Genomic DNA, 10,690 nt, shown 5'->3' on the forward strand with positions numbered 1-10,690 from the left:
GGTTCCGTGCCCCGAACCACGTTGGAGTTCCACATGAAGGCCCTGTTCAAAGCCGCGCCCGGTGCCGGATTCGAGTTCGTGGATCGGCCGGAGCCCGAGGTGGGGCCGGCCGACGTGAAGATCCGGGTGCTCCGCACGGGCATCTGCGGCACGGACCTGCACATCGAGAAGTGGGACGACTGGGCCGCGTCGACGATCGCGACGCCGCTGATCCCGGGGCACGAGTTCTCCGGCGAGGTCGTCGAGGTCGGGCCGCTCGTGCACGACGTCGCCGTCGGCGATCTGGTGTCGGGCGAGGGGCACGTCGTGTGCGGCATGTGCCGCAACTGCCGTGCCGGCCGCCGGCAGATGTGCATCCGCACGCAGGGCGTGGGCCTGCACCGCGATGGCGCGTTCGCGGAGTACATCGTGATCCCCGGGCAGAACGTGTGGGTGCACCATTCCCCGGTCGACCCCGAGCTGGGGGCGATCTTCGACCCCTTCGGCAATGCGGTGCACACCGCGCTCGCCTTCGGCGTCGTCGGCGAGGACGTGCTCGTCACCGGCTGCGGGCCCATCGGACTCATGTCGATCGCGGTCGCCCGGCACGTGGGGGCGCGCTTCGTGGTCGCGACGGATGTCTCGCCGGCACGGCTCGAGCTCGCCCGCCGCATGGGCGCCGACGACGTGGTCGACGTGTCGAAGGAGCGGGTGCGCGAGGCGCAGCAGCGGCTCGCCATGCGCGAGGGCTTCGACGTCGGCTTCGAGATGAGCGGGTCGCCGAAGGCGCTGCCCGAGATGATCGAGAACATGAACCACGGCGGCCGCATCGCGATGCTGGGCCTGCCCGCGGAGCCGTACGCGATCGACTGGGGCAAGGTCGTCACGCACATGCTGACGCTGAAGGGCATCTACGGGCGCGAGATGTTCGAGACCTGGAACTCGATGTCCGCGATGCTGCAGACGAGCGAGCCGTTGCGCGACGCCGTCGCGAGCGTGATCTCCGACCGCTTCCCCGCCAGGGAGTGGCGGGCGGCGTTCGACGTCGCCGCGTCCGCGGGCGCGGGCAAGGTCATCCTCGACTGGACCGAAGTATAGGAACGGGTGGACTGGACATGTACGGAGACGTGAAGACGCAGCTGCGCGCCGAGCTCGACGAGATCGACGCCGCGGGGCTCACCAAGCGGGAGCGCGGCATCGTCGGACCGCAGTCCTCGGCCGTCGACGTCGCCTCGGGCGGCGACGGCGGGGTCTCGCTGCAGCGGGTGCTGAACTTCTGCGCCAACAACTACCTCGGCCTCGCCGACGACCCGCGCATCGTCGCGGCCGCGCACCGCGGGCTCGACGAGTGGGGCTACGGGATGGCGAGCGTGCGCTTCATCTGCGGCACGCAGACGCAGCACCTGGAGCTCGAGCGACGGGTGAGCGAATTCCTCGGCTACGACGACACCATCCTCTTCTCCTCCTGCTTCGACGCGAACGGCGGCGTCTTCGAGACGCTCTTCGGGCCGGACGACGCGATCATCTCCGACGCGCTGAACCACGCGTCGATCATCGACGGCATCCGCCTGTCCAAGGCCCGCCGCTACCGCTACGCGAACCGCGACCTCGCCGAGCTCGAGCAGCGCCTCGTCGAGGCATCCGACGCCCGCCGGAAGGTGATCGTCACCGACGGCGTGTTCTCGATGGACGGCTACATCGCCCCGCTGCGGGAGATCTGCGACCTCGCCGACCGCTACGGTGCGCTCGTGTTCGTCGACGACTCGCACGCTGTCGGCTTCGTCGGGGCGAACGGGCGCGGCACCCCCGAGCTGTGCGGCGTCGAGGGGCGGGTCGACATCACGACCGGCACCTTCGGCAAGGCGCTCGGCGGGGCCTCGGGCGGCTACGTCGCGGCCCGGCAGGAGATCGTCGACCTGCTGCGCCAGCGCGCCCGCCCGTACCTCTTCTCCAACACGCTCGCCCCCGCGATCGTCGCGGGCACGCTCGAGGCGCTGTCGCTGCTCTCCTCGTCGGGCGAACTGCGCGAGCGGGTCGGGGCCAACGCCGAGCTGTTCCGCTCGCTGATGACCGAGGCCGGCTTCGAGCTGCTGCCCGGCGAGCACCCGATCGTGCCGGTCATGTTCGGCGACGCGGCGCTCACCGCCCGCATCGCCGACGCCCTGCAGGCCCGCGGCGTCTACGTGACCGCGTTCTCGTACCCCGTGGTGCCGAAGGGCGAGGCGCGCATCCGCGTGCAGCTCTCCGCCGCGCACTCCGGGGACGAGATCCGCGCCTGCGTCGACGCCTTCACCGCCGCGCGCGACGAGGTCGCCCCCGCCTGAGCCCGCTCTTCCACGTGCCCGCTCTTCCACCTTCCCGCTCTTCCACGTGCCCGTCGCGTGGCGAGTTGCACAACGAATCCGCGGTAGCGCCACCTCACCCCGGCGCGTCGGCGCATTCGTCGTGCAACTCGCGGGCTGGGGCGGGCGGGCTGGCACGGGCTGGGGTGGGCGCGGGCGGGCACGGGCGGTCGAATCGATTCGGGCGGCTCGCAGGCCCGCCGCCTAGACTCGGGGGCATGACCGCCCGCCCCACCCTCGCCGACGTGGCCGCCCACGCCGGTGTCTCGGCGTCGACCGCGTCGCTCGCCTTCTCCGGATCGGGCCCCGTGTCGGATGCCACGAAGGAACGGGTGCTCGCCGCGGCCGCCGAGCTCGGCTACGCCGGGCCCGACCCGAGGGCGCGCTCGCTGCGCCGGGGCCGCTCCGGCATCGTCGGCGTGGTGCTCGAGGAGCGGGTGCGCAGCGCGTTCCTCGACCCGGTCAAGATCCGCACGCTCGACGGCATCGCCGACGGCATCGCCCCGCTCGGCGCGGCGCTCCTGCTGCTGCCGTTCACGGGCGGCGAGTCCGAGGGCGCCACCATCGAGGACGCCCCCGTCGACGCGGTCGTACTCATCGGCTGCAGCCCGCGGGTGGAGCACTCGCTCGAGATCCTGCGTCGCCGAGGCATCCCCACCGTCGCGATCGAGGGCGGCCCGACGGGCGACGACGTGCCCGACATCTCCATCGACAACCGCGACGCCACCCGGCGCGGCGCCGAGCATCTGCGGGGCCTCGGGCACCGTGACGTCGGCGTCGTGACGCTCCCGTTCGACGCCGAGCGCACGAGTGGCCCGGTGGACGCGGCCCTCGAGGCGCGCGCCTCGACCCAGGTCACCATCGAGCGACTGCAGGGTGCGCGCGACGTCTACCCGGAGGCCCCGGCAGTGGCCGCGGCGACGAGCTCGATCGAGGACGGCCGGCTCGCCGCACTCCTCCTGCTGGCTGATGCCTCGGGCCGGGCGCTGCCCGCCGAGGCCCGCCCGACGGCGATCATCGCGCAGAGCGACCTCCTCGCGGCGGGCGTGATCCACGCGGCCGAGGAGCTCGGAATGACGGTGCCCGGCGAGCTCAGCGTCGTCGGCTTCGACGGCATCCGGGTCGACGGGCTGCGGCACGACCTGACCACGCTCGACCAGCCCTCGACCGACAAGGGTCGTGCGGCGGGCGAGGCCGTGGTGCGGCTGCTCGCGGGCGAGCCCGCGACGTCGCTGGCGTTCACGAGCACACTGCACATCGGCGACACGACGGCGCCGCCCGCGCGCTGATCGCCGCCTGCGGCCGACGTCGCGCGCACCTGCGGCCCGGTTCGCGCTACGCCACCCCGGTGACCATCCAGCGGCTGCCCCGCGCGCGCAGCGAGAGCGTGATCGCCCGGGCCGCGAGGTAGCCCAGGGCGAACGCCGCCATGAGCCAGGCGAGCGTCGCGGCGCCGGGGGCGTCCGAGGCATCCGCCCACCACACGGCGCCGAGCGCGAGGGGCGCGTAGGCCGCGAGGTTCACGAGCCCGGTCCAGGCGAGGTAGCGCGCGTCGCCCGCGCCGATGAGCACGCCGTCGAGCACGAAGACGAGCCCGCCGAGCGGCGCCGAGATGCCGAGCACGACGAGCGCGGGCGGCAGCAGCGCGGCGACCTCGGCCGAGGAGGTGAACAGCTGCGGCAACACCCACGCGGTCGACACGACGAGTGCGCCGATGACGACGCCCGAGCCGATGCCCCACTGCAGGCAGCGGCGCAGCACCAGCCGCACCTCGGCGACGTCGCCCGCGCCGAGCCCGCGGCCGACGAGGGCCTGCGCCGCGATCGCGAGCGCGTCGAGCGCGAAGCCGAGGGTGAAGTAGATCGAGATCGCGACCTGGTAGGCCGCGAGCTCGTCGGGCCCGAGCGCGGTCGCCGACCAGGTCGACAGCAGCAGCGCCGCGCGCAGGCTCAGCGTGCGCAGGAACAGCCAGCCGCTCGACGACGCGCCGCCGAGGAGCCCCGCCCGGTGGGGCCGCCAGCCCGCGCCGGCCCGGCGCACGTGCCGGCCGACGACGATCAGATAGACGGCGACCATGCCCCACTGCGCGACGACGGTGCCGACCGCCGAACCGGCGATGCCCCAGCCGGCGAGGTAGATGAAGACGAAGTTCAGCGCGATGTTCGCGGCGAAGCCGATGCCCGCGACCCAGAGCGGCGTGCGGGTGTCCTGCAGGCCGCGGAGCAGGCCGGTCGCGGCGAACACGAGCAGCATGGGGGGCAGGCCGGCCATGGAGATGCCGAGGTAGCTGCGGGCGGCCTCGGCGACCGCCGGGTCGGCCCCGAACGCGCCGACGAGCGCGGGGGTCGCGGCCCAGCCGGCGAGTCCGAGCAGGGCGCCGAGCCCGAGCGCGAGCCAGAGGCCGTCGATGCCGGCCTGCACCGCGCCGCGCTCGTCGCCCGCGCCGAGCCGCCGGGCGACGGCGGGAGTCGTCGCGTAGGCGAGGAAGATCATCAGCCCGATGATCGTCTGCAGCACCGCACTGGCGAGGCCGAGGCCGGCGAGCGGCGTCGCGCCGAGGTGCCCGACCATGGCGGTGTCGGCGAGCAGGAACGCGGGCTCGGCGATGAGGGCGCCGAGCGCGGGCAGCGCGAGGCGCAGGATGTCGCGGTCGACGGAACGGCGTGCGGGCGTGGTGCTCATGTGCCCGTCGAGCCTACGGCCTGCCGGTGACGCGGCTGCGCCCGGTGGCGCCCGGCGACGCCCGGTGGCGCCCGGTGACGCGGCGACGCCCGGCCCGAGCCTCGGCTCAGCCCGCGCGACTCACACCTTGTCGACGATCTCCTTGCCGAGCGGCGCGAGCGAGATGGGGATCATCTTGAAGTCCGCGATGCCGAGCGGGATGCCGATGATCGTGATGCAGAGCGCCACCCCGGACAACACGTGCCCGATCGCGAGCCAGAGCCCGGCGAGCAGGAACCAGATCACGTTCCCGACGAACGCCCACGCGCCCGAGGTCGGCTTCTGCACGACCTCGCGGCCGAACGGCCAGAGCGCGTAGCGCGCGATGCGGAACGAGGCGATGCCCCACGGGATGGTCACGATGAGGACGCACATGATCACCCCGGCCACCAGGTACCCGAGGAACAGCCAGAACCCGGAGAGCACGAGCCAGATGACGTTGAGCACGGTGTTCATACGGGTCCCATCTTCGCACCGCCCGGTGGGAATTCGCCTGCCACCGTTCAGGCTTCGCCGCCTAGGCTGGAGCGCATGACCGACGACGGCACCCTCAGCTCCGGCATCGCGCTCGACGAACTCGACCCGGGCGTGCGCCCGCAGGACGACCTGTTCCGCCACGTCAACGGCAAGTGGATCGACCGCACCGAGATCCCGGCCGACAAGGCCCGCTACGGCTCCTTCATCGAGCTGCACGAGGAGGCCGAGCGGGCGGTCCGCGAGATCATCGTCGAGGCCCAGGGCGCCGACCCCGGCACCGAGGCGCGCAAGGTCGGCGACCTCTTCGCGAGCTTCATGGACGAGCAGCACGCCGAGCTCCTCGGGGCCACCCCGATCGCCGGTCAGCTCGTCGAGGTGTCGCTCATCGGCGACGTGCCGAGCTTCCTCGAGACCCTCGGCCGCCTCGAGCGTCAGGGCGTCGCGGGCTTCGCGCAGCTCTTCGTCGACAACGACCCGGGCGACCCCGAGCGCTACCTCGTCTTCGTCGAGCAGGGCGGCATCGGCCTGCCGGACGAGAGCTACTTCCGCGAGGAGCGCTTCGCCGAGGTGCGCGAGGCGTACCGCTCGCACCTGGAGCGCACGTTCCGCCTCGCGAAGCTCGACGACGACGCCGCCGAGCGTGCGGCGCGGGTGTTCGAGCTCGAGACTGCGATCGCGGCGGTGCACTGGAGCAACGTCGACTCCCGCGACAGCGAGAAGACGTACAACCTGAAGAGCTGGGCGGAGGTCGCGGCCCTCGCCTTCCCCGCCGCCGACCCGGCCTCGGCGGGCCTCGCGATCTGGCGGGAGGCCATGGGCGCCCCCGAGGCGGCATTCGCCGAGCTCGTCGTCCGCCAGCCGAGCTTCGTCGAAGGGCTGGGCGCGCTGCTCACGGAGGAGCACGTGCCGGCCTGGCGCGACTGGCTCGCCTGGCAGGTCATCCGCGGGGCATCCCCCTACCTGTCGAAGGACTTCGTCGAGGCGAACTTCGACTTCTACGGCCGCACCCTCACGGGCACCCCGCAGCTGCGCGAGCGTTGGAAGCGCGGCGTCTCCCTCGTCGAGGGCGCGATGGGCGAGGCCGTCGGCCGCATCTACGTCGAGCGGCACTTCCCGCCGGCGGCGAAGGAGCAGATGGACGAGCTCGTCGGCTACCTCGTCGAGGCCTACCGCGAGTCGATCGTCGGTCTCGACTGGATGGGGGAGGAGACGAAGCGCAAGGCGCTCGACAAGCTCGCGAAGTTCACGCCGAAGATCGGGTTCCCGGTGAAGTGGCGCGACTACTCGAGTCTCGGCATCGAGCCGGGCGATCTCGTGGCGAACGTGCGGGCGACGGCGGAGTTCGAGTTCCGCCGGGAGCTCGGCAAGATCGGCAAGCCGATCGATCGCGACGAGTGGTTCATGACCCCGCAGACGATCAACGCGTACTACAACCCGGGCTTCAACGAGATCGTGTTCCCCGCGGCCATCCTGCAGTACCCCTTCTTCACCCCGGAGCGAGACGCGGCCGCCAACTACGGCGCGATCGGCGCGGTGATCGGGCACGAGATCGGGCACGGCTTCGACGACCAGGGATCGAAGTACGACGGCGACGGCCGGCTCACCGACTGGTGGACCGCCGACGACCGCGCCGCCTTCGAGGAGCGCACGAAGGCGCTCATCGACCAGTACGACGCACTCGTGCCGGCGCAGCTCGCGGAGGGCGGGGCGGATGCCTCGGGCGGGGCGGATGCCTCGGGCGAGGCGGGTGCCGCCGAGGCATCCGAGTTGCCGCATGTCAACGGCGCCCTCACCATCGGTGAGAACATCGGCGACCTCGGCGGCCTCGCGATCGCTTGGAAGGCGTACCTGCTCTCCCTCGGCGGTGAGGAGCCGCCCGTGATCGACGGCATGAGCGGCGCCGAACGGTTCTTCCTCTCCTGGGCGCAGGCCTGGCAGATGAAGGCGCGCGACGCGGAGGTGGTGCGGCTGCTGGCCATCGACCCGCACTCGCCGAACGAGTTCCGCTGCAACCAGATCGTCAGGAACATCGATGAGTTCTACACTGGCTTCGGAGTGACCTCCGACGACGCCCTCTGGCTCGACCCGGCCGAGCGGGTGACGATCTGGTAGTCCGCTCCACGGTCCCGGAAACCCGTGACCGGAACCCGCCCCACCAGATACCGTTGACCTCGAGCGTGCCGCACCCCGCGGCGGGGGAGCGCCGAGCTCGTGAGCAGGAGTGTGCAAGCACCGTGGTGACCCCCTCGCAAGGCTCAGAGCGCAGAGCGCGCCATGCCGATGTCCGGCGAGGGAAGCACCGCACCGACGAGGCGAGCGAGGACTTCAGCCGCGGTTTCGACGCGCTCGGGGAGCTCGCGCTCGCCGGGGTGCAGGTGTCGGCCCGGGCCACCGACCTCGCCACCGGTCGGGTGCTCTTCTCGGTCGACGATCACGTGGTCATGCCCACCGCCTCCATCGGCAAGGTGCTGCTGCTCGTCGAGGTCGCCGCACGGCTCGCCGAGAGCGAGACTGAGGCGCTCACCGTGCTCGACCGCGACGCGCGCGACGCGGTCGGCGATGCGGGGATCTGGCAGCACCTGCAGTCGCCGTCACTGCCGATCGCCGATCTCGCCGCCCTCATCGGCGCGACGAGCGACAACCTCGCCACGAACGTGTTGCTGCGCTACGTCGGGCTCGAGGCGGTCCGTGCGCGCACCGAGGCGCTCGGCCTCACCCGTACCGCCCTGCTCGACCTCGTGCGCGACCACCGTGGCCCCGACGACGCCCCGCAGCTCTCGATCGGCTCCGCGAAGGAGCTCACCTGGCTCTTCGCCTCGCTCGCGCGCGGTGAGATCGTCTCGCCCGAGGTGTCGCAGCGGGTCGTCGGCTGGCTGACGCTCAACACCGATCTGTCGATGGTGTCCGCGGCGTTCGGGCTCGACCCGCTCGCGCACCGCCGCCCCGACCACAGCGTGCTGCTGATGAACAAGACCGGCACCGACGGCGGGGTGCGCAGCGAGGTCGGCGTGCTGCGCGGACCGCGCGCGAGCGTCGCGTTCGCCGTGTCGATGTACTACGCCGACACGCAGCTCTCGAGCCGCCTCGCGGTGCTCGACGGCATGCGGCAGGTGGGGCTCGACCTGCTGGAGTTCGTGCACTAACGCGGCGTCGCGCTCGCGTCCTCGGCGGCGTCCTCGGTCGCGTCGGGGGTGGCTGTTCCGGGGGTCGTCGTGTCGCGCGCGTCCTCCCGCTGCGCCAGCCAGGCGATCCCGTCGAGCACCGCGCGCGCCGTCTCGGGGGCGCCGAGCACGCGGAAGTGACCGGCGACCGGCACCTCGATGTTGCGCGCGCCGGGGAGCTCGCTGCCGTCGGGGATGTGCGGGTCCCAGCTTCCGAAGACGGAGACGATTCGGGCGTCGACGTCCCGGGCCTCGGCCAGGGCGTGGATGGTCGCGTCGCCCGGCAGGAGCGCGAGCAGGCTGCGGTCGGCGAAGAAGAACCGGGCTCGGCTCGACCCGCCGAACGGCGTGCAGATCGCGACGACACCGAGCAGGCCGAGGCCGGGGCGTCCGTGCGCCTGGCCATCGTGCTCGATGTCGCGCGCCAGCAGGTCGACGAGCAGCTGCTTGCCGACGAGGCCGCCCTTGGAGTGGCCCACGATCACCCGTCCGGCGGTGGGCGCCGGTCGTCGTCCGAGCGCGCGGCCCAGCAGCGCGGCGGTCTCCGCGATGGGGCGTCGGTTCGGGCCGAGGCCGTGCACGACTCGGACCCGATGGCCCGCCGCGTGCAGTCGCGCCGCGAGCGGCCGCAGGAACGTCCAGTGCTCGTAGATGCCCGGCAGCAGCACGATCTCCGGGAGCGAGGCATCGCCACGCAGCCATCGGCGGGCGTCGCGCCGGTCGAACGGCGCGGCGAGGTGGCGCCAGCCCGCGTAGAGGTAGTCCGCAGCCCACCAGCGTGCCGCGCGCCACCAGGGAACGGCGGCAGCGCCCGGCGCGGCCGGCGCGCCCGGCGCGGCCGAACGCTGCCGGGATCGCTGCCCGGCGCGCTGCCCGGCGCGCGGCCCGGGTCGCTGGCGGCGCCCCGTGGGAACCGGTTGGGCGACGCGGTGGCCGACGGGTTCTCCTGCGGCATGGGCCGCGACGAGCCGGGCCACTTCGGCTCCGGCCGTGATCATGGTCTCGTGTCCCCGGCCGGCGACCTCGATGAGGCGGCCGTCGGGGAGGAGGGCGGTGACGAGCTCGGCCCAGTCGCGCGGTGCGACCTGGTCGTGTTCGCCGCGCACGACGAGGGTGCGCGCCCGGATGCGCGGCAGCACCAGCTCGATGCGGTGGGTGAGCATGTCGGCGAGCTTCGCGAAATACCAGCGGGGGCCGGCCTGGAAGTAGTAGCGGATGCCGAGGGCGAGCACCTTGAGGTGGCTGAACGCGAGGTCCTGGACGAGGCGGAGCGCCTGCATCGTCGCGGTCCGCTCCCGGCGGTTGATCGTCGGCGCGATGAGCACGACGGCGGCGACGAGCTCGGGGCGCTGAGCGGCGGTCTCGGCGACGATCTGGGTGCCCATCGAGTGGCCGACGAGCACGACCGGCTCGCCGGGGGACTCGGCCGCGACCAGCTCGCCGAGATACGCGCCGGACGACGGCATGTCGAGCGACTCCTCGGGTTCCGGCGCGTCACCGAAGCCGGGCAGGTCGAGCGCGAGTACGCGACCGGAGCGGGCGAGCGTCTCGGCGAGATCCGACCAGGTGCGATGCCCCATGCCGACGCCGTGCACGAGCACGTAGGTCGGGCCGCCGTCGATCCCCGTTTCGGTGATGACGGTCTCGCGGTCACCCAGCCGGAACCGTCGAATCGCCATGAACGAAGTCTAGGCACGGCGGGCGCGCCGGGGCGGGGAGGGTGACGGGCGGCGGGCGGATGGGGTATGGCGCGGGCGGTGATTCCGAGGTGCGGCGCGGAGTGGTGCGGCGCGGCGCGGAGCGGTGCGGCGCGGACTTGGGGTGGCGCGGAGTGGTGCGTCGGGGCGTTGGTGCGGCGCGAAGAGTGCTCCGGTGCGTTGGTCGGGTGTGGGGTTAGAAGGGTGCGGGTTCGGGGTATGGGTGGGGTTCGGGGTGGGGTGTCGGGTCGTTGCTTGGGTGGTCTGGTGTGTTGCTTGGGGGTGGGGGTGGGTTGTGTGGGGGTGGGGTGTG

At 72.8% G+C, this 10,690-nt stretch carries 8 protein-coding genes; 5 read left to right on the top strand and 3 right to left on the bottom strand.

Annotated elements, in window-relative coordinates; all coding sequences use genetic code 11:
• The first annotated feature begins 33 nt into the window (after positions 1-33).
• From tdh to M3147_RS13965, 3 genes are all read left to right on the top strand, one after another.
• Entirely contained in the window at positions 34-1,077 is a 1,044-nt protein-coding gene (gene tdh, locus M3147_RS13955) for an L-threonine 3-dehydrogenase (protein ID WP_251204071.1), read from the top strand.
• 17 nt (positions 1,078-1,094) lie between these two features.
• Positions 1,095-2,303, top strand: coding sequence for a glycine C-acetyltransferase (locus M3147_RS13960; RefSeq protein WP_251204072.1), 1,209 nt, complete (start codon positions 1,095-1,097; stop codon positions 2,301-2,303).
• Between the two features lie 236 nt (positions 2,304-2,539).
• Positions 2,540-3,610: a LacI family DNA-binding transcriptional regulator gene (locus M3147_RS13965; RefSeq protein WP_251204073.1), complete on the top strand. Its 1,071-nt coding sequence runs from the start codon at positions 2,540-2,542 to the stop codon at positions 3,608-3,610.
• 46 nt (positions 3,611-3,656) lie between these two features.
• Here the strand turns inward: M3147_RS13965 and M3147_RS13970 are convergent, their stop codons facing one another.
• Together M3147_RS13970 and M3147_RS13975 are read right to left on the bottom strand one after the other, a co-directional pair.
• Positions 3,657-5,003 carry an MATE family efflux transporter gene (locus M3147_RS13970; RefSeq protein WP_251204074.1) on the bottom strand — a complete coding sequence of 449 codons (1,347 nt, stop codon included), beginning with the start codon at positions 5,001-5,003 and terminating at the stop codon, positions 3,657-3,659.
• Between the two features lie 120 nt (positions 5,004-5,123).
• On the bottom strand, positions 5,124-5,498 hold the full coding sequence (locus M3147_RS13975; protein WP_251204075.1) for a YccF domain-containing protein: 375 nt from the start codon (positions 5,496-5,498) through the stop codon (positions 5,124-5,126).
• A 75-nt stretch (positions 5,499-5,573) separates the two neighbouring features.
• On the opposite strand from M3147_RS13975, the gene M3147_RS13980 reads away from it, so the two are divergent.
• On the top strand, positions 5,574-7,631 hold the full coding sequence (locus tag M3147_RS13980) for a M13 family metallopeptidase (protein ID WP_251204076.1): 2,058 nt from the start codon (positions 5,574-5,576) through the stop codon (positions 7,629-7,631).
• Between the two features lie 125 nt (positions 7,632-7,756).
• Positions 7,757-8,662 carry a serine hydrolase gene (locus M3147_RS13985; RefSeq protein WP_229781845.1) on the top strand — a complete coding sequence of 302 codons (906 nt, stop codon included), beginning with the start codon at positions 7,757-7,759 and terminating at the stop codon, positions 8,660-8,662.
• On the opposite strand, the gene M3147_RS13990 is transcribed toward M3147_RS13985, so the two are convergent.
• Positions 8,659-10,359: an alpha/beta fold hydrolase gene (locus M3147_RS13990; protein ID WP_251204077.1), complete on the bottom strand. Its 1,701-nt coding sequence runs from the start codon at positions 10,357-10,359 to the stop codon at positions 8,659-8,661. The two genes, M3147_RS13985 and M3147_RS13990, sit on opposite strands and share 4 nt — an antisense overlap.
• Between the last annotated feature and the right edge of the window lie 331 nt (positions 10,360-10,690).

The sequence above is a fragment of the Agromyces mediolanus genome, assembly GCF_023715325.1.
Classification (GTDB): Bacteria; Actinomycetota; Actinomycetes; order Actinomycetales; family Microbacteriaceae; genus Agromyces; species Agromyces mediolanus_A.

What these genes read in the sequence shown, in the direction of transcription:
- tdh (WP_251204071.1), top strand. Translation starts at nt 34, where the DNA reads ATGAAGGCCCTGTTCAAAGCCGCGCCCGGTGCCGGATTCGAGTTCGTG.
- M3147_RS13960 (WP_251204072.1), top strand. Translation starts at nt 1,095, where the DNA reads ATGTACGGAGACGTGAAGACGCAGCTGCGCGCCGAGCTCGACGAGATC.
- M3147_RS13965 (WP_251204073.1), top strand. Translation starts at nt 2,540, where the DNA reads ATGACCGCCCGCCCCACCCTCGCCGACGTGGCCGCCCACGCCGGTGTC.
- M3147_RS13970 (WP_251204074.1), bottom strand. Translation starts at nt 5,003, where the DNA reads ATGAGCACCACGCCCGCACGCCGTTCCGTCGACCGCGACATCCTGCGC.
- M3147_RS13975 (WP_251204075.1), bottom strand. Translation starts at nt 5,498, where the DNA reads ATGAACACCGTGCTCAACGTCATCTGGCTCGTGCTCTCCGGGTTCTGG.
- M3147_RS13980 (WP_251204076.1), top strand. Translation starts at nt 5,574, where the DNA reads ATGACCGACGACGGCACCCTCAGCTCCGGCATCGCGCTCGACGAACTC.
- M3147_RS13990 (WP_251204077.1), bottom strand. Translation starts at nt 10,359, where the DNA reads ATGGCGATTCGACGGTTCCGGCTGGGTGACCGCGAGACCGTCATCACC.